The sequence below is a fragment of the Ensifer sp. NM-2 genome, from assembly GCF_003024455.1.
Taxonomy (GTDB): Bacteria; Pseudomonadota; Alphaproteobacteria; order Rhizobiales; family Rhizobiaceae; genus Ensifer; species Ensifer canadensis.
Genome location: NZ_PVZR01000033.1, coordinates 1 through 23,109, shown reverse-complemented (window position 1 = coordinate 23,109; position 23,109 = coordinate 1). Strand labels below are relative to the sequence as shown.

22 protein-coding genes and 1 pseudogene are annotated in these 23,109 nt (G+C 59.2%); 20 read left to right on the top strand and 3 right to left on the bottom strand.

What is annotated here, in order from left to right:
• The first annotated feature begins 17 nt into the window (after positions 1–17).
• The 9 genes and pseudogenes from C6558_RS35705 to C6558_RS35675 all read left to right on the top strand — a co-directional run bounded on the left by C6558_RS35705 (position 18) and on the right by C6558_RS35675 (position 8,529).
• On the top strand, positions 18–1,589 hold the full coding sequence (locus C6558_RS35705) for an ABC transporter substrate-binding protein (protein ID WP_245449297.1): 1,572 nt from the start codon (positions 18–20) through the stop codon (positions 1,587–1,589).
• Between the two features lie 142 nt (positions 1,590–1,731).
• A pseudogene (locus C6558_RS41845) lies at positions 1,732–1,953 on the top strand (ABC transporter permease); the annotation flags it as partial.
• On the top strand, positions 1,886–2,191 hold the full coding sequence (locus C6558_RS41840) for an armadillo/beta-catenin-like repeat-containing protein (RefSeq protein WP_371412333.1): 306 nt from the start codon (positions 1,886–1,888) through the stop codon (positions 2,189–2,191). The pseudogene C6558_RS41845 and the gene C6558_RS41840, both read left to right, overlap by 68 nt.
• Positions 2,077–2,745: an ABC transporter permease gene (locus C6558_RS35700; RefSeq protein WP_371412332.1), complete on the top strand. Its 669-nt coding sequence runs from the start codon at positions 2,077–2,079 to the stop codon at positions 2,743–2,745. Before C6558_RS41840 ends, C6558_RS35700 begins: the two co-directional genes overlap by 115 nt.
• Before the next feature lie 2 nt (positions 2,746–2,747).
• Complete coding sequence (ddpC, locus tag C6558_RS35695; RefSeq protein WP_245449295.1) at positions 2,748–3,656, top strand: D,D-dipeptide ABC transporter permease; 909 nt, start codon at positions 2,748–2,750, stop codon at positions 3,654–3,656.
• Entirely contained in the window at positions 3,656–4,678 is a 1,023-nt protein-coding gene (locus C6558_RS35690) for an ABC transporter ATP-binding protein (protein ID WP_245449293.1), read from the top strand. Before ddpC ends, C6558_RS35690 begins: the two co-directional genes overlap by 1 nt.
• Positions 4,675–5,667, top strand: a complete 993-nt coding sequence (locus C6558_RS35685) for an oligopeptide/dipeptide ABC transporter ATP-binding protein (RefSeq protein WP_107028526.1) — start codon at positions 4,675–4,677, stop codon at positions 5,665–5,667. Before C6558_RS35690 ends, C6558_RS35685 begins: the two co-directional genes overlap by 4 nt.
• Before the next feature lie 356 nt (positions 5,668–6,023).
• The gene (locus tag C6558_RS35680; RefSeq protein WP_107028525.1) at positions 6,024–6,848 is read left to right on the top strand and encodes a creatininase family protein; all 825 of its coding nucleotides are present in this window, start codon (positions 6,024–6,026) and stop codon (positions 6,846–6,848) included.
• Positions 6,849–6,909: 61 nt separating this feature from the next.
• Positions 6,910–8,529: an ABC transporter substrate-binding protein gene (locus C6558_RS35675; protein ID WP_107028524.1), complete on the top strand. Its 1,620-nt coding sequence runs from the start codon at positions 6,910–6,912 to the stop codon at positions 8,527–8,529.
• Between the two features lie 115 nt (positions 8,530–8,644).
• Here the strand turns inward: C6558_RS35675 and C6558_RS35670 are convergent, their stop codons facing one another.
• Together C6558_RS35670 and C6558_RS35665 are read right to left on the bottom strand one after the other, a co-directional pair.
• A complete protein-coding gene (locus C6558_RS35670) occupies positions 8,645–9,034 on the bottom strand; it encodes a nuclear transport factor 2 family protein (RefSeq protein ID WP_107028523.1) in 390 nt (129 codons plus the stop codon).
• Between the two features lies 1 nt (position 9,035).
• A complete protein-coding gene (locus C6558_RS35665) occupies positions 9,036–10,121 on the bottom strand; it encodes an aldehyde reductase (protein ID WP_107028522.1) in 1,086 nt (361 codons plus the stop codon).
• Between the two features lie 98 nt (positions 10,122–10,219).
• Here C6558_RS35665 and C6558_RS35660 point away from each other — a divergent pair, with 98 nt between their 5' ends.
• Positions 10,220–10,831: a TetR/AcrR family transcriptional regulator gene (locus C6558_RS35660; protein ID WP_107028521.1), complete on the top strand. Its 612-nt coding sequence runs from the start codon at positions 10,220–10,222 to the stop codon at positions 10,829–10,831.
• 633 nt (positions 10,832–11,464) lie between these two features.
• On the opposite strand, the gene C6558_RS35655 is transcribed toward C6558_RS35660, so the two are convergent.
• The gene (locus C6558_RS35655) at positions 11,465–12,211 is read right to left on the bottom strand and encodes a FadR/GntR family transcriptional regulator (protein WP_107028520.1); all 747 of its coding nucleotides are present in this window, start codon (positions 12,209–12,211) and stop codon (positions 11,465–11,467) included.
• 471 nt (positions 12,212–12,682) lie between these two features.
• Between C6558_RS35655 and C6558_RS35650 the strand changes: the two genes are divergently transcribed.
• The 10 genes from C6558_RS35650 to C6558_RS35605 all read left to right on the top strand — a co-directional run.
• Complete coding sequence (locus C6558_RS35650; RefSeq protein WP_107028519.1) at positions 12,683–13,156, top strand: RidA family protein; 474 nt, start codon at positions 12,683–12,685, stop codon at positions 13,154–13,156.
• Between the two features lie 24 nt (positions 13,157–13,180).
• Positions 13,181–13,936, top strand: coding sequence for an amino acid ABC transporter ATP-binding protein (locus C6558_RS35645; RefSeq protein WP_057209677.1), 756 nt, complete (start codon positions 13,181–13,183; stop codon positions 13,934–13,936).
• Positions 13,937–13,951: 15 nt separating this feature from the next.
• A complete protein-coding gene (locus C6558_RS35640; protein ID WP_057209675.1) occupies positions 13,952–14,620 on the top strand; it encodes an amino acid ABC transporter permease in 669 nt (222 codons plus the stop codon).
• Positions 14,621–14,630: 10 nt separating this feature from the next.
• Positions 14,631–15,281, top strand: a complete 651-nt coding sequence (locus C6558_RS35635; RefSeq protein WP_107028518.1) for an amino acid ABC transporter permease — start codon at positions 14,631–14,633, stop codon at positions 15,279–15,281.
• A 41-nt stretch (positions 15,282–15,322) separates the two neighbouring features.
• Positions 15,323–16,168 carry a transporter substrate-binding domain-containing protein gene (locus C6558_RS35630; RefSeq protein ID WP_057209672.1) on the top strand — a complete coding sequence of 282 codons (846 nt, stop codon included), beginning with the start codon at positions 15,323–15,325 and terminating at the stop codon, positions 16,166–16,168.
• 176 nt (positions 16,169–16,344) lie between these two features.
• A complete protein-coding gene (locus C6558_RS35625) occupies positions 16,345–18,435 on the top strand; it encodes a hydantoinase/oxoprolinase family protein (RefSeq protein ID WP_057209670.1) in 2,091 nt (696 codons plus the stop codon).
• 14 nt (positions 18,436–18,449) lie between these two features.
• Positions 18,450–20,087, top strand: a complete 1,638-nt coding sequence (locus C6558_RS35620) for a hydantoinase B/oxoprolinase family protein (protein WP_057209669.1) — start codon at positions 18,450–18,452, stop codon at positions 20,085–20,087.
• 71 nt (positions 20,088–20,158) lie between these two features.
• Entirely contained in the window at positions 20,159–21,361 is a 1,203-nt protein-coding gene (locus C6558_RS35615; protein WP_107028517.1) for a pyridoxal phosphate-dependent aminotransferase, read from the top strand.
• Positions 21,362–21,443: 82 nt separating this feature from the next.
• Positions 21,444–22,349, top strand: coding sequence for a 5-dehydro-4-deoxyglucarate dehydratase (gene kdgD, locus C6558_RS35610; protein ID WP_107028516.1), 906 nt, complete (start codon positions 21,444–21,446; stop codon positions 22,347–22,349).
• 78 nt (positions 22,350–22,427) lie between these two features.
• Positions 22,428–23,109: aldehyde dehydrogenase family protein (locus C6558_RS35605; RefSeq protein ID WP_146160951.1), on the top strand; the 682-nt coding region annotated here is incomplete at its 3' end.

Sequence of the window (23,109 nt, the reverse complement as noted above, 5' to 3'; positions counted from 1 at the left end):
GGTGCCGGGAGGGCATCGTGCGCAGCAGTTCTGGGGAGGACTACGAGATGAACGCTTCCAAGTGGAAATCGATTGGCGTTGCCTTGCTTTTGGCATCAACGCCTCTTTCCGGCGCGATCGCTGCGCAGGACGTGCTGGTGCTGGCGCGAGCGGAAGATCCGCCGACCGCCGATCCTGGTGTTGAAATCAGCAACAGCGGCTACACACTGATTTACGCTGCCTATGAAAGGCTCGTCGTCTACAAAGGCGGGACAACGGAGGTCGGCCCCGAACTGGCTGAAAGCTGGACTGCCGACGACGCCGGCCTCGTGTGGACTTTCAAGCTCGCCAGCGGCCACAAGTTCGATGATGGTGCACCGGTCGACGCGGCTGCAGTGAAATTCAGCTTCGATCGATTGATGAAGCTGAAGGCGGGCCCCTCCGACGCGTTTCCGGTGCTGAAGGAGGTCGAGGTCATCGATCCGCAGACGGTGAGATTCCATTTGACGGCGCCATTTGCGCCCTTCATCTCGACGCTCGCCGTCTCCGGTGCGGCCATCATCAATCCCAAGGTGATGGAGCACGAGAAGGACGGCGACATGGCGAAGGCCTGGCTTGCGGAGCACTCGGCAGGTAGCGGTCCGTACCGTATAGCTTCCTGGGAGCGCAACCAGAGCATCGTACTCGACCGCAACGAGCACTACGCGGGCACAAAGCCGGCGCTGAAACAAGTCGTCATCCGCATCGTCGGCGACGTCTCGGCCCGCCGCCTTCAACTGACCTACGGTGATGCCGACATCATCGAACAGCTCCCGCTCGATCAGGCGGAGGCGCTGCAGAAGGACGCCTCCGTCGTGGTCGAGAGCAATCCCAGCATGTATGTGAACTACATCTACATGAACAACCGCCAGCCGCCGCTGGACGACGCCAAGGTTCGCCAGGCGATTTCTTATGCGGTCGACTATCAAGGCATCATCGACGGCATCATGCTTGGTCAGGCCAAACAGATGCGCGGCGCGGTGCCGAGCGGTATGTGGGGGCACGACGCGCAGGGTTTCCAGTACACATACGATGTCGAGAAGGCCAAGGCTCTGCTCGCCGACTCCGGCAAGAGCGACATTCGCCTGACTTACACCTTCTCCCAGGCCGATCCTGCCTGGGAGCCGGTCGGGCTTGCGCTGCAGGCGTCTCTTGCGGAAATCGGCATCAAGCTCGATCTGCAGGCTGTCGCCGACACGACCAAACGCGAACTGGTGGCCAACGGCAAATTCGATATGGCTCCCGGCGCCTGGACGCCTGATTTCGCCGACCCCTACATGTTCATGAACTATTGGTTCGACGCCGACAAAATGGGCGGTCCGGGCAACCGTTCCTTCTACGACAACACCAAGGTGACCGCGCTCGTGAAAGAGGCGGGCTCCATCGTCGACGAGGGGAAGCGCAAGGAACTCTATGTCGAAGCGCAGAAGCTTTCGACTGAGGACGCGCCCTATCTCTACATTATGGAAAAGAACGACATCTTCGCCCGCCGCGCCGTCGTGCAAGGCTATGTCTACAACCCCATGCTGATCCAGGTCTACAACTTCGCAACGATGTCGAAAACGGAATGACGGAGCCGGATCAGACCGATCCCGCGCCCTTGATGGGTCTCATTCCACGCAACACCTGCCGCCAGCCTCAACGGCTGTGGCGGCAGGGTTTCATCGTTTCCCAAGCAAGGTCAGGGTTCCCCTGCCGGAAGGGCTGACGTCCATGGCAATCACCCGCATCATCATCCCGCGCCTGGTTCTTTTGCTTTTCGTTGTGTTAGGCGTCGCCGTCATCACCTTCACGATCTCCCATCTCATACCGGGAGATCCAGCACGCATGATCGCGGGCGACCGGGCGAGTGCCGAAACGCTTGAAAATGTCAGGCGCAATCTCGGCCTTGATCGACCTGTTGTCGAACAGTTCACCATCTATATCGGCAACCTGCTGCAGGGCGATCTGGGGACGTCCCTGCGCACCAACCGTCCGGTCGCCGGCGATATCCGCACCTTCCTGCCGGCGACGCTGGAGCTGGGGGCCGTCGCACTCTTCATCGCGATCTGTCTGGGAGTGCCGCTCGGTGTGCTGTCGGCGGTCTACAAGGATGGTCCGATCGACCAGATTGCGCGCACGGTCTCGGTCTGCGGCATTTCGATGCCGGTGTTCTGGTTCGGTCTTATCCTGATCTATTTCTTCTACGCCAAGTTTCAGATACTGCCCGGCAGCGGCCGTCTGGCCATGGGCATCGTTGCGCCCGAACGCATCACCGGGTTCCTGTTGATCGACTCGTTGCTGCAAGGCCGCTTCGATGCGTTCCGCAGCGCCGTCTACCACATCATCCTGCCGGGCTTTGTGCTGGCCTTCGCCAATATGGGCGTGATCACGCGCCAGATTCGCGCCTCGATGCTGGATGTCCTGCAGGAAGATTACATTCGCACCGCGCGCGCCAGCGGCTTGCGCAAGGGCATGATCATCTTCAACTATGCGCTCAGAAACGCGCTGATCCCATCTATCACTCTGTTGGGGCTGGCACTTGGCGATCTCCTATATGGCGCGGTGCTGACCGAGACGATCTTCGCCTGGCCCGGCATGGGCACCTACGTCGTTACCTCCATTCAGACGCTCGATTTTCCCGCCATCATGGGTTTCACGATCGTCGCTTCCATTGGGTATGTGCTGATCAATCTCCTGGTCGATCTCGCCTACATGCTCGCCGACCCCCAGATCAGGGAGGTCTGATCATGTCTGCCGTCATCCCCACCGATCCTGTCGCGGCGAGTTCCGCAATGCGCAGGACCAGGTCCCTATCCGAGCGGCTGCGTTATCTCTGGTACCTCAGCCGCCGGAGCCCGCTGACCCTGGTTGGCGCTGCCATCATCCTGCTCGTCCTCATCATGATCGTCGCCGCGCCGGTGATCGCGCCCTACAACCCGGACAAGGTCTCGCTGACGGCGCGTCTGCTGCCACCGAGTGCTGCCCATTGGTTCGGTACCGACGAGGTCGGCCGCGACCTGTTCTCGCGCGTCGTGTATGGGGCAAGGGCATCCTGCGGGGCCGCCTTCATGATTGTCCTGATCTCGATGTCGGTTGGGGTGCTGATTGGCTGTTTTTCCGGCGTGGTCGGCGGACGGGTCGACACTGCCGTCATGCGGCTGATGGACGTCGTCCTTGCCTTGCCGGCGCTCGTGTTGGCCATGGCGCTGGCCGCGGCCCTTGGGCCCAGCCTCTTCAACTCCATGCTGGCCGTGGCGATCGTGCGGATTCCCGCCTATGTGCGCCTGGCCCGCGGTCAAACGCTGTCCTTGCGCGAGCAGGTCTTCGTAAAGGCGTCGCGCACTTTCGGTGCCTCGCCGCTCTATATTCTGCGCTGGCATATCCTGCCAAACGCCATGTCGCCGATCATCGTGCAGGCGACGCTCGATCTTGGCGGTGTTGTCCTGATCGCAGCCGCCCTCAGCTTCATCGGCCTCGGTGCTCAGCCGCCCACCGCCGAATGGGGCGCGCTCGTCAGCAGCGGCCGCAGCTACATGCTCGATCAGTGGTGGTACGCGACCTTCCCGGGTCTCGCCATTCTGATCACGGCCATGGGATGTAACCTCGTTGGCGACGGCATCCGCGATATGCTCGACCCGCGCTTGAGGGGCAGATGATGACGACCGGTATCGTTGAATCTCGCGGTCAGGCGCTGGCCATTCACAATCTGTCGCTGGAGTTCCCAACCTTCAGCGGCGCGATCAAGGCGCTCGACAATGTGTCAATCAATGTCGCAAAGGCTGAGATCGTCGGGATCGTCGGCGAGTCCGGCTGCGGCAAATCGGTGACGACCATGGCAGCAACCGGGCTGCTGCCCAAGGGGCGCTACAGGATCACCGGCGGCTCCGTCAGGATCTTTGGTCATAGCACCCTCGCCATGAACGAGAGCCAGCTGCAGGATGTGCGCGGCAAGATGGTCTCGACCATCTTCCAGGAGCCGATGAACGCGCTCAACCCGACGATCCGCATCGGCAAGCAGCTGACTGACGTCATCATGCGTCACGAGGAGGCAAGCTTGACGGATGCCAGGCGCATTGCCCGGGATATTCTTGCCGACATGCTGATCGGCGAGCCCGAGCGGGTCATGAAGCTCTACCCGTTCGAGCTCTCCGGCGGCATGCGGCAACGGGTTCTGATCGCGATGGCATTCTCCTGCAATCCCGGGCTCATCATCGCCGACGAGCCGACGACTGCGCTCGATGTCACCGTCCAGGCCGTGATACTGCGGCTTATCCAGAACCGCGCCCGCCGGACCGGGACGTCGGTGATCTTCATCTCGCATAACGTCGCGGTCGTGTCGCAGCTCTGCGATCGACTTTACGTGATGTATGCCGGAAGGATCGTGGAGGAGGGCGGGACGCGAGCCGTTCTCGACGCGCCGCAGCACCCCTATACCCAGGCGCTGCTGCGCTGCCTGCCGGAACGGGTGGCGCCGAAGCAGGAACTCGAAGCGATCACCGGCGCGGTACCGAGCCTGATGCACCCGCCTGGCGGCTGCTATTTCCAGCCACGATGCAGGGAAGCGGTTGATCTCTGTCGATCCCGGTCTCCGCAGTTGGAGGGGGCCGATGGCCGACAGGTGGCCTGCTGGCGGCGTGGTGTCGGAGCGGAGATATCAGAGCAGGGGGGCCCGCAATGACCGAAGGTATTGATACGATAGGCCGGCCGGTTCTGGACGTTTCCGATCTCAACGTCCGCTTCCCCGCGTCCCGCGACTGGCTCGGTCGCCCCACCTCGCATGTGCACGCCGTCAACGGCGTAACTCTTAGCGTTCGCGGTGGTGGAAGCCTTGGTATCGTCGGCGAGTCCGGTTGCGGCAAGAGCACGCTCGCCCAGGCGATCATCGGGCTTGCGCCTTACGAGCAGGGCAGGGTGACGATCGACGGCCAGGATTTGCAGGCAGCGAAGGGAAGGCAAAAGCGCGATCTGCGGCAGAAGATGCAGATCGTTTTCCAGGATCCGCAATCCTCGCTCGATCGGCGGCTGCCGGTCTGGCGGCTGATCAGCGAACCGCTGCACATTCGCGGCGGACACAGCAATGCCGAGTTGCATGCGAAGGCGGAGCAACTGGCCGCTGCCGTCGGCTTGAGGCCGGAACATCTGGATCGCCTGCCCCACGAGTTTTCAGGTGGCCAGCGCCAGCGCATCGCAATCGCCCGCGCGATCAGCACGGATCCCGATCTCATGGTGTTGGACGAGCCGACATCGGCGCTCGATGTGTCGGTGCAGGCGCAGATCGTCAACCTGCTTTTGAAGTTGCAGCGGGAGCGGGGGTTAACGTACCTCTTGATTTCGCACGATGTCGCGCTGGTGCGCCATTTTTGCGACGATGTCGCTGTGATGTATCTCGGCCAGATCGTTGAATCAGGTCCGGCCGACGAGGTTCTTGGCAATCCTCGGCACCCGTACACTCAAACGCTTCTGGCCTCAGCTCCGAGTTTCGCAAGCCCCTTGCCGACTCTTGCCGAGGTGCGGATCGGGGAGCTTCCAAACAACCGCAAATTGCCGACCGGTTGCTTCTACAGGGAACGATGCGGCATGGCTGCTGCTGGCTGCGAGGTGCCGCAGGTCCTCCACCGCCTCGGCGATGACGCGCGCAACGCGAGGTGTCATCTGGCCCAGTGTTGAGGCGCAGACGAGCGCTATAGGGCGTTCCGCCTTCCGTCCGCATGGCGGCGCATGGCGGTTCGATGAATTGATGCTCGAGGTCGGTATTTTAAGAAATATAAGTTTCCTATCCGAAAAATAATTTGATTGATATTTCCGACTGTGCAAATTTGGAGCTGTTCGCTCGGCGGAGCGAAGGCGAAGCCCGACCCACTGCTTGCCGGAGATAACAGTGACGCGAACCAACGCAAATCGGCGCCCCTCTGTCGGCCGCCGTTTCGGCATGTTTCGGAATGCTGGTCCGACGCAGTCAGGCGTGTGGCGGTCCAGGCGCCTGCGATCCGGACATGAATGTGATCTGATGAAAGAGGCCTGACATGACGAAGGAAGTTGAATGGGCGCGCATGACCGCACCCAGCCTGCGCGAAATTGCCGGCAAGCCCGGGGCGCTCGCCATTCTGCCGATCGGCTCGCTGGAACAGCACGGCCCGCATCTGCCGGTTATTACCGATACCGCCAGCGCATCGGCGGCGGCCATTCGCGCCGCCCGTCTGGTTGCCGATGATATCCCGGTCGCCGTTCTGCCTGGCCTCTGGCTTGGCATGAGCGAACACCACCTGCCTTTCGGCGGAACCATCACGCTCGACTACGATACGCTCAGCCGCGTCATCCGCTGCATCGTGCGCTCGCTGAAGACGCTCGGCTTCCAACGGCTCTTCATCGTCAATGGACACGGCGGCAACATGGATCCGCTCGCGGTTGCCGTGCGTGAGCTGGCGGTCGAGTTTGCCATGCCGATCGTCGCCACGACGCCGTGGATGCTGGCGCCCGAGGAGGCGGGGAAAATCTTCGAGGTCGACACCGGTGCGCATCATGCTTGCGAAGGCGAGGCATCTGTCATGTTGGCAATCGTCCCGGACGCGGTAAAGACCGAGATGTTCGGGCAGGCATATGGCAACCAGCAGCATCCCGTCGATGTGCCGGTGGACGTGTCGCGCTTCTATTCCTTCGCCGAGCGTGCGCCGGTCACCGGCACCTGGGGCGATCCGCGCAGTGCAACAGCTGACAAGGGCGAGCGCTTCCTCGACCTGCAGGCGGGTGAACTGGTGAAACTGATCCGCAACGATGTGCTCTGGACCGCGCCAGACCCTGTCTGGACGCCCGGTCGCGGCCTCGGCACGACGGCCGGCAAAGCCGATTGACCTGTGCGCGCGAGCCATTCGCCGGGCATCTCGCATTCCATTCCTGAGGGAGGATAAGCCAATGACTCTAAAATTCGCACGGACGCGCAAGACCGTTGTTTCTCTGTTTGCAGCAACGATGCTTTCGGGCGTCGCCCTGACACCGGCCATGGCAAAGACGCTCGTTTATTGCTCGGAGGGCGCGCCAGAGGGGTTCGATGCAGCGCTCTACTCGGCCAACAGTACTTGGGACGCTTCGGCGGAGACGATCTATGATCGCCTGACCGAATTCGAAAGCGGTACGACCAAGGTTATTCCGGGCCTCGCTGAAAGCTGGACAATTTCCGACGATAATCTCGAATACACGCTGAAACTGCGTGAGGGCGTGAAGTTCCAGTCGACGGATGACTTCACACCGACGCGTGATTTCAACGCCGACGACGTGCTCTTCACCTATAATCGCCAGTTGGACAAGAACGATCCCTGGAACAGCTATTTCCCCGGTGCGAACTGGGAAATGTTCAATGCGATGGACATGCCATCGGTCATCAAGGCCATCGTCAAGGTGGACGAAAAGACCGTCAAGTTCGTCCTGAAGCAGCCGGATGCATCGCTTCCGTCAAAGCTTGCCCTGAACTTCGGCTCGATCATGTCGAAGGAATATGCCGATAAGCTGGCGGCTGAAGGACGGCGCGAGGATCTTGACCGTAAGCCGGTCGGAACCGGGCCGTTCCGCTTTGTCGATTATCAGCAAGATGCGGCAATTCGCTTTGCGGCCAATGCAGACTATTGGGCAGGCGCGCCGAAGATCGACAACCTCATCTTCGCGATCACTACCGATCCGACGACACGCATGCAGAAGCTCCAGGCGGGAGAATGCCATGTCGCTCCATACCCGGCGCCGGCTGACGTGGCCGGGCTGAAGGCAAATCCGGACCTTACTGTTCTGGAACAGCCAGGTCTCAACGTCTCCTATCTCGCGATGAACACCTTGATCGCGCCGTTCGACAAGCTGGAAGTACGCCGCGCCATCAATATGGCGATCGACCGCAAGGCGATTGTCGGTTCCGTTTATCAGGGCATGGGACAGGTCGCCAAAAGCGTCCTGCCGCCGACGATGTGGGGCTATAACGGCAAAATAGAGGGCTACAGCTACGATCCGGAAATGGCAAAGAAGCTGCTGGATGGGGCCGGCGTCAAAGATCTGAAGATGAAGATCTGGGCTATGCCTGTCAGCCGTCCCTATATGCCGAACGCTCGCCGCGCGGCAGAGCTGATGCAGGCGGACCTTGCCAAGGTGGGCATCGGTGTCGAAATCCTTTCTTACGAATGGGGCGAGTATCTGAAGAAGGTGCGCGACGAAGCGCGCGATGGCGCCGTCATCTTGGGCGGCACGAGCGACAACGGCGATCCTGACAATTTGCTCAGCTATTTCTTCAGCTGCTCTGGCGTTGGCGGCAGCAACAATGCCAACTGGTGCTACAAGCCGCTCGATGAGATCTTCCAGAAGGCGCGTACCAGCTCGGATCAAAGCGAGCGGACGAAACTGTACGAAGAGGCACAGGCCATCATCAGCGATCAGGCACCTTGGGTTCCGATTGCCCACTCCACGGTTGTGCTGCCGATGTCGAAAGAGGTGAAGAACTACGTGATGGAGCCATTGGGCTCGCATCGCTTCGAGCAGGTCGACATCGAGGACTAACCCCGCAACTCTAGGCGACGCATGGCCCTTCCGTTGGTCCTGAAGGCCCGAAGCGGATCACTCGACCGCTTCTGGCTCGAAGGGCTTATGGGAACGGCTACCAGTCTCGATTTGACTAGCGGCTGATGGTCGTGGCCTGAGACCATACAACTATCCAGCGGCTGTTGCGCTCTTCATAAGTGTCTGTGTGCCAGTAGTCTGCGGCCGGCACGAGATGTCCGTTGAAGATTACTTCCAGGCGAGCGCGGTAGCGTATGACGGCGGCCGAGCCATAAAGACGGACGGCAATATCGCTTGGCTCCCATGCGCGGTATTTGATCTGGCCGGCGGCGATGGCACCGAGATATTCTTCCCGCGATAGAGCTACGCCGATGGGGGTGATTAACTGGAAGTCATCGGCATGAAGAGGTGCCGCCGCAGTGATATCGGCGGCGACGAGCGCACGCAATCGGCTGCGTTCGCTTTCACGGATGCGGTCTTCTTCGGTCTTAACATTGTTTATCATTCTAATCTCCTGGATGTTTCGTTGGCTCTTCGCGGCGAAAGTCAAATCCTCGGCCAGCGGTGCGGGCGGTCACCAGTCCTTTTTCGATCAGACTTTGACCGCAGGCGCGGATGGTTTCTTCTTCGGGACGCGGCCGCCATTGCAACACGCATTCTGCTTTTGAGGTGTCGATGCGGAGGTCCCTTCCAAGCTCATGCACGATCGTCCCCGCGTCGGCGTCGATGAGAGCCAGAATTCGAACCAACCAGTTTGGAAGTTCCGCAGTTGGTATCTGGGAAGTGTAGGCTGGAAAGGACTGGGCAAGTACGTGCGCAATGTCCCTCATCCAGAAGACGCGGCCTCCGACGATGAACCTGTGTCCAGTGGCCCCGGGCTCGACCATCGCACGGACATGGGCGAGCGCGACATCGCGAACGTCAGCGATTGCGCAACCGTAGCGCGGCAATCGCGTGAACTTGCCGTTCATCAATTTCCTGATTAGTCCGACGGACGTGCCGCAGTCATTGCCTAACAACGGACCAAGGATGAGACCCGGATTGATCACGGTCAAGGCCAGATCATGTTCTTCGGCGAACGCCCAAGCGGCGCGCTCGGCCAGAGTCTTGGATTTGTAATAGGGTGTCGCGCGTTTGCTCTCTGTGTCCGTCCAGTCCTTTTCGCTGAACGGTGCACGCCCGCTGCCATGATTGGTGGCTGCGATTGATGAGGTGAGGACGACCCTTTTCGCCTTGCCTGCATGGGCCGCCCGCAACACGCGGAGAGCCCCTTCCTTTGCTGTCCGGATCAATCCTGTCTGATCGCGCACCGCGCCACTCGGAAATGGAGATGCGGTATGGATGATGTAATCGCAGTCCGAAACCGCTTCCGCCCAGCCGAGGTCGTGATCCAGATCGGCTTCGACGAAACCGAGATTTTCGGTGAACGGTTGAAAGCGGGACATCGTTGCAGCGGCTGACGCCATCCGTCTTAGGGTTCCGCGAACACGATAACCCTGTTGCAACAGCTGCAGCGCCACATGCCCGCCAAGGAAGCCGCTGATCCCCGTGACTAGCACTGTGGTTTGTTGTGGCGGTCGCGCCTCTTTCATGATCGTGCTCCGATGCGAGTTCGGCTAATTGGACAAGTGGACTAATATTGTCCAATTGTCACTTTGACATTTCAGACAGGGGGCGTCAACATGTCCAGATGGAAAATGAAGATCGCAAGTCAGCTCTAATTTTGGATTCTGCGCTGCCGGTGTTCGCCCGGTACGGCTTTCAGAAGACCACCATGGCGGATATCGCCCGTGCGACAGGGATTTCGCGCGCTTCCCTCTACCTTGCCTTCAACAGTAAGGAGGAGCTTTTTCGGGCCGGCTCGGCGCGTGCGCATGAACGGACAATGTCTGAGGTTGAGGACGCGCTTGGCCGCACGGGAGATGTCGTGGACCGTATCGCGGCGGCGATCTCCGCCTTCCAGGAAGGACTGATCGCTCCGTTCAGCAAAAGCGAAAACGCCAAGGAACTCTTCGACACCAATTTGAAACTGGCAAAGGATATAACGATTGCCGCCAGATCGAAGCTGCTTGACCTCCTGGCAAACGCCCTGGCGGCAGCTCAAGCTCAAGGGGAGATCGACCTGAAGGCATTAGAGGTATCACCCGCAGACCTCGCCGCGCTGATTGCGGCTGCGATGGATGGCATCAAACACAGCTTCAGCGCCGATGGGCCGTCCGATGACGCGTTGCGGTTATTGATGCGTGTTTTGAGGTTAGCGCTCAAACCAGAAGAAAAAAATGCTGATGGAGCAACTGGATAATGTCCCGTTCACGTTGGGGCAACGTGGGGGGTGGCCGGATGTACGCGAGCGAACGGTCTCTCGCAGAGCTGCTGTGGCCGCTTAGGATGGTGACAATTTTCCCGAGCTGCCGGCGGCGTCGGCGGTCGGCAACGCTTGCAGTCCTGGTTGGATGGCAAACACAAATATGCTGCGTGTGACGCTTTGGTCGGGTACAGGGTCTGATCTGGGCAATCGCGGCCCAGTACGGCGCGCGCCCTGAATGGACTGATAAGAAACCAAACTTGCAGCCCACACACCCGCACCGTCTGGTGCGCGAGAATGCTCTTAAAAAAGAGTGCATTTCGAAACAAGCCTGCGCGATTTTTTCTCATTGGGGCGCTGGCGGCTGCGCACGCTGTGAGCATTCCCGAATACCGCCGGATGGCGGGTAATTCCAGAAATACGGCCCCTGAGCAGGAGACATCAGAGGCCGTGAGCGATATGTTGCATTCAACGCCGCGGATTATACTCTCTTATTGCGTCGGCCACCAGAATCGATTGCTCAGTGCCAGGTGGTCGGCGGGATTGTGAGCCATTGTTTTCGTGCCGGTGTTTCTGGTCTGCCATTAGACTTCAATAGGGCTTGGCGCCGATTCAATGTAGCGCATCGGCTCATGGCGATTGGGCGAGATTGCTTAACGGGGAAGTTTCTCCGTCTGAAAAGCCGCGGTAGCGAAGATGGCTCCGGTTTAGATGGGCGCGCATGGCTTCGCGGGCCTGTTCGGAGTTTCCGCTGCTGATCGCTTCGCAGATGGCCCTGTGTTCTCTCACAGTGTTTTGAATGTACTCGGGCGTGATGAGCGCTGGATTGAGTTCCTTTGAGAACGCCGGTTGCGGGAGTATTTGAAGGCTCATCAAGTTGAAGAACTCTATAAAGGCACCATTATTCGTCGCGTCTGCGATCGAGCGATGGAAAACAAAGTCCAGATTGTCGAGGGCGGTTTCGTCGTCGATCGATGCCTCGAATTGGCGGGCAGCGTTCCAGATATTTGATTCCTGTGCCCAGGAGCGGCGGGTCGCAGCAAGACCCGCCGCATGAACCTCGAATGCCATTCGCAGTTCCAGAAGGTCGATGAATGACGTCTTCAGGCGGCGAAGCGGCGCCAGTGCCAGCTCGGAATCATAGCCGGTCAAATCTTCCGGCGCGGGCACATTCCGTACAAACACGCCGACGCCATGACGTGCCTCTACTACTCCATCAGACCGCAATGCGGATATTGCTTCGCGAATGACGGTCCGGCTCACGCCAAAGCGTTGAGAAAGGTCATTAAGCGATCCAAGCTTATCGCCCTTGTCGAGTTCACCCTCGATGATATGAGCCTTGAGTGCTTGTATGGTCCGACTTGTCAGTGTGTCCAAGATTCACCCGTTACCTAGCGTCACCCTTTACCGGTGCTTTTGACGATTAATAGGGTTTCGGTGTCCTTCTGACAAGATAGCACTACTTCAAGATGTGGTACTACCTGTATGTCGGCGATTGCGCTCAAAGTGTGCGCACACAGGCTTCGATGAGCATATCGGCGAGCCTTATTCAAAGCCCTTTATGGCAAATGACTCAAAAATATTTTCGACGCTGATTAGCAACACGCACCGACAGAGACCTAAAAAGGCGCTGTAAGTAGCGGAATTAATACGATTATCGTGATGTAAATGCGTCAGCCTCTTGAGAGGTAGTATCTCTTGTGTCGGTATTGACATGAGATACTATTTCAATAATCTTTGGTCTCGGTAAGTGAGCCAGCGATACCTTGTCAGTCGAGACGAGGCGAATGGCTCCGGGAACGAAACAAGCGCTTTAAAGCGCTCGCAGAAAATCAGGTGGAATTTGCTATGGGTGTCGTCTCTGAACGCATCTCCAAGCTCGGCATCGTGTTGCCTTCTAATGCGCCGGCCTCCGGAAACTACGTTGCGCACCGGCTCGTGGGATCCCTTCTCTTTGTCTCAGGACAGATCCCGCGTATCGACGGTATCGAGCATTTCGTCGGCGTGGTGGGGCAGGACATCTCGCCTGAAGACGGCTATCAAGCCGCTCGTCTTTGCGCTTTGAACCTTGTGGCCCGGGTAAGTGCCGCCCTCGACGGGGACCTCGACCGAGTAATTGCGTGCGTGCAGCTTCGCGGTTTCGTGAACGCGCCGCCGCACTTCCAGGGACATCCCGCCGTAATTGATGGCGCTTCCGATCTTCTTGTCGAAGTCTTCGGAGAAAATGGCCGCCACGTCCGTACGGCGCTCGGCGCCGGATCGCTTCCTCGCGGCTCGTCCGTCGAGGTTGATGCCGTGTTTGAAGTCGCAATGAAATCCTGACGATAACAGGAAGGGGAACGAGGAATGAGCGAAAGCGCGAAGTCCGAAAAAGCCATAGATATGGTCGGCGTCAACAAATGGTATGGCCCTTTGCAAGTGTTAAAGGGCATAAATCTGAACGTCGCTCGCGGCGAGCACATTGTTCTTTGCGGTCCGTCGGGCTCTGGCAAGTCGACGCTTATCCGTTGCATCAACCACCTGGAGGAAATTCAGGAAGGCACAATCTTCGTCAACGGCACACGGCTCAACCAAAGCGGCGCGAATGCCGACCATATTAGACGCGACGTCGGTATGGTGTTCCAGCAGTTCAACCTTTTCCCTCATCTAACAGTGCTTGAAAACTGCATGCTGGCACAGCGGCGCGTTCGCAAGGCGTCGGGGGCAGAGGCCAAGGAAAAGGCCATGCGCCATCTCGAGCGCGTCCACATCGTCGAGCAGGCGCTGAAGTATCCAGCTCAGTTATCGGGCGGTCAGCAGCAGCGTGTCGCCATCGCACGCGCGCTCTGCATGGATCCAAAGATCATGTTGTTCGACGAGCCGACCTCAGCGCTCGATCCCGAGATGGTCAAGGAGGTGCTCGATACGATGGTGTCGCTCGCCGACGACGGCATTACCATGATCTGCGTCACGCACGAGATGGGCTTCGCCCGAGCCGTTGCGCATCGCGTCATCTTCATGGACCGCGGTGAGATCGTCGAAAGCGCCAAGCCCGACGTGTTCTTCAGTAACCCGAGCCATGAACGCACCAAGACGTTCCTCAGCCAGATCCTCAATCACTAGGGCAGAGGTGTATAGATGCAATATTCCTTCGATTTCGCCCCTGTTTTTGCCGCTTGGCCCATGTTTCTCGAGGGCGCCATTCAAACACTAAGGATGTCTGCCATCTCAATGGTTGCCGGCCTTTCGCTGGGCATTGTCTTCATGTTGATGCGCATGAGTAAACTTGCCGCCGTGCGGATGATTGCGGTGGGCTATATCGAGCTTATCCGCAACACACCGTTTCTCGTCCAGATCTTCTTTATCTATTTCGGCATGCCGACGCTCGGTATCAAGTTGGACGGCGAAGAGGCAGCGATCCTCGCAATGTCACTCAACTGCGCGGCATATGCCGCGGAGATCGTTCGCGGTGGCGTGCAGTCGATCCGGCCTGGCCAGATCGAGGCGGGCAGGGCGCTTGGCCTGCATACGATCGACATTTATCGTTTCATCGTTTTTCGACCGGCAATCCGTGCGGTCTATCCGGCGCTCTGCAGTCAGTTCATCCTGATGATGCTGAATTCGAGCCTTGTTGCGTCGGTCTCCGCGGAGGAACTGACCTACATGGCGCAGACGCTGGACGCCCAAACCTTCCGCAGTTTCGAGATCTATTTCGTCCTCGGTGCGGTCTACCTCCTGCTGTCCCAGTTCTTCTCTGTCGCATTGCAGCTGGTCGGCAGAACCTACTTCTCCTATCCGACAAAGTGAGGCCAAATCGATGATCCGTGAATTTGGTTTCGGAGAGTTTCTATTCCTGTTGGAAGGTGCTCGCTGGACAGTCATCCTCTCTCTTCTCGCGTTCACTTTTGGCGGAGCGCTCGGTCTCGCAGTAGCGCTCGGTCGTACCAGCAAATGGGCGGTCCTGCGCGGCCTTATGGCAACCTACATCCAGATCTTCCAAGGGACGCCGCTCTTGGTGCAGTTGTTCTTCGTCTATTTCGGAATGCCGGTATTTGGCCTCAAGGTCGATATCTGGGTGGCGCTGACCGTTGGCCTGTCGCTGCACACCAGCGCGTTTCTCGGCGAGATCTGGCGTGGCAGCATCCAGGCCGTGGCGCCGGGTCAAAGCGAGGCCGCCCGCGCGCTTGGTATCGGCTATGTCTACCGCATGATCGATGTGGTCCTGCCCCAGGCCTTCCGGATCGGTTTGCCCGCCACCATCGGCTTCCTGGTGAACCTTATCAAGGGGACTGCTCTTGCTGCACTCCTGGGCCTGACTGAGCTTACCCGCTCGGGCCAGCTAATGGCGAACATCACGTTTCAACCACTGCAAGTCTACGGGGCGGTCGGGCTCGTCTACTTCTTCATCTGCCTGCCCCTGACCTACTTCAGCGCAAGAGTCGAACGGCGCCTCAACGCCGCGAGATAACAAGAAGAACGCATGATCAAAACCAACCAGAGGTAACCAACATGTTCAATTCAGCACCGACCATCTCGCGTTCCAGGTTCCTGTCCGGTCTTACGGCGGTCATTCTGACGGCGACTGCCTTTGCCAACACTGCAGGGGCTGTGACGCCGGAAGAGATCAAGGCAAAGGGCACGGCCGTCATTGGGGTTCAGATGGATCAGTTTCCCTGGGGCTTCATCGACCAGAACGGTCAAAACGAGGGTTTCGACATCGAGCTTTCCAAGCTGATTGCCCAGGAACTCGGCGTCGAGGTGAAGTTCGAACGCATCACCGGCCAGAACCGCATTCCTCTGCTCGTCAACGGCAATGTCGATTTCCTCGTGCCTTCTATGACCATTACGCAAGAGCGCGCCAAGGTCATCCAATATGTCATTCCCTACTCGTCGAACGACATCACCGTCTGGGCAAAAAAGGATGCTGAAATCAAGGGTAACGAGGATCTCGGTAAATACGTAATCGGCGTCAACCGAGGCAGCGTGTTCGAACCGGTTTTGGTCAAGGCTGCGCCGCCGGAGACAGAAATCAAGCGCTTCGACGATGATGCGACGACAGTGCAAGCACTGCTTTCAGGCCAGGTCGATGCGATCCTTGGGAGCGTCACATACGGCCTGGTAATCAAGGAAACAGGACACAGCGCCGAATTCGAGCGCAAGTACAAAGTTGCCGACAATTTCCAGGGAATGGCGGTGCGCAAGGGCGATCAGGATATGCTCGCCTACCTCACAGATTTTGTGACCCGGCATACCGCGGACGGATCGCTTGACGCGCTCTACAAGAAATGGATTGGCGTGGATCGCGCCGCGCTTCCGACGACATTGCCGGGTGTCGATTTCACCGGCAAGCAATAACGCTTAAGCTCTGCGCGTTCATTTAGCCGTCGCGCAGCGCACCCGAAACATCAACCACTGAAGAGCTTTTTGCCCCCGCCTGTCTGTGCGGGCGGGGAGTGCCGCCGCACGTCGAAAAACAAGCCTTCCCGGGCGCGGCGCAACAACAGCTCGTTTACGGAGCATGAGTGAAGAAAATGGCGAAAGATGGCAAGCAAATTAGGGTCGGCGTCGATATCGGTGGAACCTTTACCGATGTCGCGATGGAAGTGGGAGCCACGCTCCATTCGATCAAAGTGCTGACCGACTACTCGTTTCCCGAAAACGCAATCGTTGAAGGCATTCGACAGGTCGCTGAGGTCGCGGGCGTGGATCTCTCCGAGATCGATACGATCATCCACGGCACCACGCTCGCCACCAATGCCTTGATCGAGCGCCGGGGTGCGAAAACTGCCTTCATCACCACCAGGGGGTTCCGTGACGTCATCGAAATGCGCACGGAGAGCCGTTTCGAACAATATGATCTCGATATCGTACTGCCCGCACCACTGGTTTCGCGCAACGAGCGCTTTGTACTTGACGAGCGCATCGGCGCCGACGGTTCGGTGCTCAAGGCGCTGGACCTTTCCGAAGTCGATGCCCTCTGCGATCGCATTGTTGCTGCCGGTTATCAAAGCGTCGCGATTGGCTTCATACATTCCTACTTGAACGGCGCGCATGAAAAAACCGTTCGAGACCGGCTACTTGCCAAAAACCCGGACATCTCGGTGTCAGTGTCGTTCGAGGTCTCGCCGCAAATGCGCGAGTTCCAGCGCTTCAACACGGTGTGCGCCAACGCCTTCGTCAAGCCCCTGATGGCTTCCTATCTCAACCGCCTCGTTGGTCGCTTGACGGATGAGGGAACCCGATGCCCGATCTTTATGATCCATTCTGGCGGCGGGATCATCAGCGTCGAAAGCGCCATCGAATTCCCGGTTCGCCTTCTTGAATCCGGTCCCGCAGGCGGCGCAATTTTCGCCGCTCATATCGCCAGCAGCTACGGGCTCGACCAGGTCCTCTCCTACGACATGGGCGGGACAACGGCCAAGATCTGCCTGATCGAAAAACAGACGCCCAAGACGTCTAAGACATTCGAGGTCGCTCGCACCTGGCGCTTCAAGAAGGGCAGCGGCATGCCCATATCCATTCCGGTCATCGAAATGGTCGAGATCGGCGCCGGGGGCGGTTCGATTGCAACCGTCGACAGCATGCGCCAGATCCGCGTTGGACCCCACAGCGCCGGTTCCGAGCCAGGGCCCGCCTGCTATGGGCGTGGCGGTAAGAACCCGACCGTCACTGATGCCGATCTCATTCTCGGTCGTCTTGACCCCGACGAGTTTGCCGGCGGTGCAATGAAGCTCGATCGCTGTGCCTCTGACAAGGCAATGGATCAGGATGTGGCGTCTAAGCTTGAGACCAATGTTGCGACCGCTGCTTACGGGCTTAGCGAAGTGGTTGACGAGAACATGAGCAACGCCGCGCGAATGCATGCCGTTGAAAACGGCAAGGAGCTTTCGGAGTTCACGATGATTGCCTTCGGCGGTGCGGCACCTATCCATGCCGCCCGGCTGTGCGAAAAGCTTGGAATGTCGGATCTTTTGATTCCACCAGGCGCTGGTGTCGGCTCGGCAATCGGTTTCCTGAGGGCTCCATTCGGCTTTGAATCCGTTCGAAGCGCCTATAGCCGTCTAAGCCGCTTCGAGGCGAAAGCGATCAACACCACCATCAGCGACTTGATCGCTGAAGCGACATCCTTCGTGCGCTCAGGAGCGCCGGACGCGGAACCGGGTCTCGAATGCACTGCCTACATGCGCTATGTCGGTCAGGGCTGGGAAGTACCAGTCACCATTGAGGTGCGTGATTACATCGATAGTGACGGCGCACTGTTTCGCAAATTGTTTGACGAACAGTATGAGCAGTTCTTCGGCCGCGTGATTGACGGGCTTGATGTCGAGATCGTCAGTTGGTCGCTGCGTGCCACTTCAAAGGTGATCCCGCCTGAGCGGATCGGCAAGACCGCTAAGGGAGCAGCCGCCGAGGTTCGCGGCACGCGTGAAATCTTCGACGTGCAGGAAGGCAACTTCCAAAGTGCCGCGATTGTCTCCCGCAATGACATGAAGCCAGGCGATTGGGTCGCCGGTCCGGCGGTCATCACCGAACGCGAAACCTCGACCATCATCACAGCGAGCCGCGAAGTCGTCATGCAGTCCGATGGCTGCCTGCTCGTGCGTGCCAAGCAAGCTGCCTGAACAGAGGGAAAACCATGAAAACCAATGCACTTTCTGACGTCCACATGCAGATCATGTGGAACCGGCTAATCTCCGTAGTTGAGGAGCAAGCGCTTACGCTGATCCGCACCGCGTTCAGCACCAGCGTGCGTGAGTCGGGTGACCTGTCTGCCGGCGTGTTCAACCGCGGCGGAAAGATGATAGCTCAGGCCGTGACCGGTACACCCGGCCACGTCAACGCTATGGCGGAAGCCGTCGGCCACTTCATCCGCGACATCGGCCCTGAAAGCATCTTCGAGGGTGACGTCTATATCACCAACGACCCGTGGAAGGGCACGGGCCACCTGCACGACTTCACCGTCGTCTCGCCGAGTTTTCGGGAAGGGGATCTGGTTGGCTACTTCGCCTGCACCGCGCACGTAGTCGATGTAGGCGGTCGCGGTTTCGGGCCGGATGCCAACGAGGTCTACGAAGAAGGCATCTTCGTCCCGATCATGAAGTTTGCCGAACGCGGCGTTGTCAACAAGGACCTCGTCAACATCTTGCGCAACAATGTGCGCGAGAGCCATCAGGTGGTCGGCGATGTCTATTCGCTCGCAGCTTGCAACGAGATCGGTCATCGCCGGCTCATGGACATGATGGACGAATTCGGTCTTACGGATCTCGAAACCTTGGCCGACTTCATCTTCAAGCGCAGCTACGATGCGACGATCGAACGGATTGCGGCCCTGCCGAAGGGTTCCTATTCCAACGTAATGCGGGTCGACGGCTATGGCTCGCCGATCGACATCGCCGTGCGCCTCGATGTGGCGAACGATCATATCCTTGCGGATTTCGAAGGGACCTCGCCGCCCAGTCCGAAGGGTATCAATTGCCCGATCATCTACTCCGCAGCCTACGCCTGTTACGGTCTCAAATGCTCGATCGCGCCGGAGATCCCGAACAATCACGCCTCCCTGCTACCGTTCCGCGTCATGGCTCCGCAAAACTGCATTCTCAATGCGCAACATCCCGCACCGGTCTCGGTGCGCCACGTCCTCGGGCATCTCGTTCCGGACGCCGTACTTGGCGCCGTGCACAAGATGCTTCCTGGTCGCGTACCGGCGGAAGGGGCGGGTGCCTTGTGGAACCTGCACGTCAGCGTGCGGCCGTTGCAGGGTGAAAGGGCGCCGGCTGATGGCGGCCAGCGCGCAGAAGTCCTGCTCTTCAACAGTGGCGGCGCCGGTGCACGTTCCACGCTTGACGGTTTGAATGCCACGGCATTTCCAAGCGGCGTGCACTCGATGTCGATCGAGGCGACAGAGCACGTCGGTCCGGTCATCTTCTGGCGTAAGGAACTGCGCGACGGTTCGGGCGGCGCCGGCCAGTTCCGAGGCGGCCTGGGGCAGGTCGTGGAAATCTCGCCGACCGAAGGTCACGAGATGCATTTCAACGCCATGTTCGACCGCGTCGAACACCCCGCGCGCGGCCGCAATGGCGGCGAGAACGGCGCTCCTGGAGCAGTGTTGCTCGACGACGGAACGCGCTTGGCCTCGAAGGGTCGGCAACATGTTCCCGCTGGTCGCCGGTTAATTCTCCAGCTTCCTGGCGGCGGCGGCTATGGCCTGGCAGACACGCGCGATCCAACAGCCGCTAAGCGGGACAGCGATTTCGACTACGTCCCTACCAGATAATCCTCCCGGGGGCCGGGCGGGGCGGAAGCTTCGTCCGGCTTTAAATGTCAATCAGTCCAAGGAAGCCGGAGATGAACTTCGAGAACAAGCGCGCAGCGGGCATAAAGTCATCGCCCAGCATGGCGATCGCAATGGCTGCGAAGAAATTGATTGCCGAGGGCCGCGATATCATCGACCTGTCGCTTGGCGAGCCGGATTTCGAGCCGCCGGCACACGTTGCTGAGGCGGCCTGCGAAGCCATTCGTCAGGGGCGGGTGCGCTATGGCGTGCCGGCGGGTATGGAGAGCCTGCGACAGGCGATCGTGAGCAAGTTCAAAACGGAAAATCAGCTGAACTATGCCGCTGACGAGGTGATGGTCGCCAATGGCGCCAAGCAAATCCTGTTTGACGTATTCCTCGCCACGCTCGAGCTTGGCGATGAGGTCATAATCCCGACGCCTTGCTGGGTGTCCTACGGCGACATCGTGTCCCTGCACGGAGGCGACCCAGTCTATGTGAGTTGCGGGCCCGAGGTCGGTTTCAAGATCGACCCTGAGCGGCTGGAAGCATCGATCACGTCCAAGACCCGATGGTTGCTGCTGAACTCGCCATCTAACCCCACCGGAGCTATCTATTCGGCGCAGGAGTACCGAGGACTTGCCGAAGTGCTCGCCCGCCATCCGCAGGTGTTGGTGCTTTCGGACGAAATCTACGAGCACATCCTGCTTAAGGAGGCACCCTTTATATCCTTCGCGTCTGCCTGCCCAGAGCTTCGCGACCGAACACTGATCGTCAACGGTGTGTCCAAGGCATATGCGATGACCGGTTGGCGCGTTGGCTATGCTGCCGGCCCAAAAGCGCTCATAGCGTCGCTTAATAAGATGCAGTCGCAGAGCGTGACGTCCGTCTCGACTGTAGCGCAAGCAGCAGCCCTCGCAGCGCTAAACGGCGATCAGGATTTTGTTGCCAAAGCCGCGCGAAACTTCGCTGAACGGGCGAAAATCATGTCGCAGGGTCTCGCGGACATCGACGGGCTCGCATTCACTCCGCCGGAGGGTGCTTTTTATGCCTTCATTGGCGTGGGGAGGCTGCTCGGGCGGGAATTAAGCGGAGAGGTGATTGCAGACGACACAACGTTTGCCGCGCACCTTCTCCAGCAGTTCGGCCTGTCGAGTGTGCCAGGTGCGGCTTTTGGCGCGCCCGGTTTCATTCGTCTGTCAATCGCCGCCTCCGACCGTGAGCTAACCGGTGCCTGCGAACGCCTGGCCACGATGGTGCGATCGCTGGAAGCCTGAAGAGGCGCACACCCAATCCAATCAAATCAAATCAACTAGGAGCATCGCTATTCGGTGCTTCCTTCAAAGGAGGGCTACACCCATGAGAACTGAAGAATTGAAAAAGGTGCTTGGCGCCGGTTTACTTTCCTTCCCCGTCACGCATTTCGATGCGGAGGGAAAGTTCAATGCCAAGAGCTACGGTGAGCACGTCAACTGGCTCTCAGGCTACGATGCAGCCACGCTGTTTGCCGCGGGCGGCACGGGCGAGTTCTTTTCGCTCGCGCCAGAGGAAATCCCGCAAATCGTGCGCGTTGCCAAGGAAGCTGCCGGCAAGACGCCGATTGTTTCAGGCTGCGGCTATGGCACGAATATGGCCGCCTCCATTGCAAGGTCTGTTGAAAAGGCCGGGGCCGACGGAATTCTCCTCCTTCCGCACTACTTGATCGACGCTCCGCAAGAGGGACTCTACCAACATATCAAGGCCGTTTGCCAATCCACCGGTATGGGCGTGATGGTCTACAATCGCGACAATTCAGTGCTCCAGGCCGATACGCTCGCGCGGCTTTGCGACGAATGCCCCAACCTCGTCGGCTTTAAGGATGGTACCGGGGACATCGCTCTTGTGCGCCAGATTACGGCGAAGATGGGTGACCGATTGACCTACCTTGGCGGTATGCCGACCGCCGAGCTCTTCGCAGAAGCCTATCTCGGAGCTGGGTTCACAACCTACTCGTCCGCCGTGTTCAACTTCGTGCCCGGTCTGGCAATGGAGTTCTATAAGGCGTTGCGCGCCGGCGAACGCGCGAAGTGCGAAAAGATCCTTCTCGACTTCTTCTACCCCTTCATGGCGATCCGCAACCGCGCCAAAGGCTATGCAGTTTCGGCAGTAAAAGCGGGTGTACGCCTACAGGGCTTCGATGCTGGTCCTGTCCGCTCACCGCTTCACGACCTGACGGTGGAGGAAATGTCCATGATGGAAACCTTGATTGGTCAGCACAAGCGTTAATGGCCAAACGGTCGCCCTTGTAGCGTTATGAGGGCGACCCTATTCATTGATTAAATAGCCATCTAGCGGGAGGTCCCCATGACATTGCACCAGAACCTGATTGCCGGCGAATGGGTTGGCGGTGATGGCGTTGCCAATATCAATCCGTCCGACACCAACGACGTGATCGGGGAATATGCCCGCGCCTCGGCCGAGGATGCGAAGGCGGCGATTGCTGCGGCCAAGGCGGCCTTTCCGGCCTGGTCACGCTCCGGCATCCTCGAGCGTCATGCGATCCTTCGAAAGACCGCAGACGAGATCCTGGCGCGCAAGGACGAGCTCGGGCGACTGTTGTCGCGCGAAGAGGGCAAGACGCTGGCAGAAGGCATCGGCGAGACCGTGCGCGCCGGCCAGATCTTCGACTTCTTTGCCGGCGAGGCGCTCAGGCTGGCCGGCGAAGTCATCCCCTCGGTGCGCCCTGATATCGGCGTCGAGATCACCCGCGAGCCGGTCGGCGTCGTCGGCATCATCACGCCGTGGAATTTCCCGATCGCCATTCCCGCCTGGAAGATCGCGCCGGCGCTCTGCTATGGCAACACCGTTGTCTTCAAGCCGGCCGAACTGGTGCCCGGCTGCTCCTGGGCGATCGTCGACATTCTCCATCGCGCCGGCCTGCCGAAGGGCGTGCTGAACCTGGTGATGGGCAAGGGCTCGGTCGTCGGCCAGACGATGCTCGACAGCCCCGACATCCAGGCGATCACCTTTACCGGCTCGACCGGCA

Excerpts from the sequence above, each read along its gene's own strand:
- C6558_RS41840 (WP_371412333.1), top strand. The coding sequence starts at position 1,886 with ATGTCAGGCGCAATCTCGGCCTTGATCGACCTGTTGTCGAACAGTTCA.
- ddpC (WP_245449295.1), top strand. The coding sequence starts at position 2,748 with ATGTCTGCCGTCATCCCCACCGATCCTGTCGCGGCGAGTTCCGCAATG.
- C6558_RS35690 (WP_245449293.1), top strand. The coding sequence starts at position 3,656 with ATGACGACCGGTATCGTTGAATCTCGCGGTCAGGCGCTGGCCATTCAC.
- C6558_RS35685 (WP_107028526.1), top strand. The coding sequence starts at position 4,675 with ATGACCGAAGGTATTGATACGATAGGCCGGCCGGTTCTGGACGTTTCC.
- C6558_RS35680 (WP_107028525.1), top strand. The coding sequence starts at position 6,024 with ATGACGAAGGAAGTTGAATGGGCGCGCATGACCGCACCCAGCCTGCGC.
- C6558_RS35675 (WP_107028524.1), top strand. The coding sequence starts at position 6,910 with ATGACTCTAAAATTCGCACGGACGCGCAAGACCGTTGTTTCTCTGTTT.
- C6558_RS35670 (WP_107028523.1), bottom strand. The coding sequence starts at position 9,034 with ATGATAAACAATGTTAAGACCGAAGAAGACCGCATCCGTGAAAGCGAA.
- C6558_RS35665 (WP_107028522.1), bottom strand. The coding sequence starts at position 10,121 with ATGAAAGAGGCGCGACCGCCACAACAAACCACAGTGCTAGTCACGGGG.
- C6558_RS35660 (WP_107028521.1), top strand. The coding sequence starts at position 10,220 with ATGGAAAATGAAGATCGCAAGTCAGCTCTAATTTTGGATTCTGCGCTG.
- C6558_RS35650 (WP_107028519.1), top strand. The coding sequence starts at position 12,683 with ATGGGTGTCGTCTCTGAACGCATCTCCAAGCTCGGCATCGTGTTGCCT.
- C6558_RS35645 (WP_057209677.1), top strand. The coding sequence starts at position 13,181 with ATGAGCGAAAGCGCGAAGTCCGAAAAAGCCATAGATATGGTCGGCGTC.
- C6558_RS35640 (WP_057209675.1), top strand. The coding sequence starts at position 13,952 with ATGCAATATTCCTTCGATTTCGCCCCTGTTTTTGCCGCTTGGCCCATG.
- C6558_RS35635 (WP_107028518.1), top strand. The coding sequence starts at position 14,631 with ATGATCCGTGAATTTGGTTTCGGAGAGTTTCTATTCCTGTTGGAAGGT.
- C6558_RS35630 (WP_057209672.1), top strand. The coding sequence starts at position 15,323 with ATGTTCAATTCAGCACCGACCATCTCGCGTTCCAGGTTCCTGTCCGGT.
- C6558_RS35625 (WP_057209670.1), top strand. The coding sequence starts at position 16,345 with ATGGCGAAAGATGGCAAGCAAATTAGGGTCGGCGTCGATATCGGTGGA.
- C6558_RS35620 (WP_057209669.1), top strand. The coding sequence starts at position 18,450 with ATGAAAACCAATGCACTTTCTGACGTCCACATGCAGATCATGTGGAAC.
- C6558_RS35615 (WP_107028517.1), top strand. The coding sequence starts at position 20,159 with ATGAACTTCGAGAACAAGCGCGCAGCGGGCATAAAGTCATCGCCCAGC.
- kdgD (WP_107028516.1), top strand. The coding sequence starts at position 21,444 with ATGAGAACTGAAGAATTGAAAAAGGTGCTTGGCGCCGGTTTACTTTCC.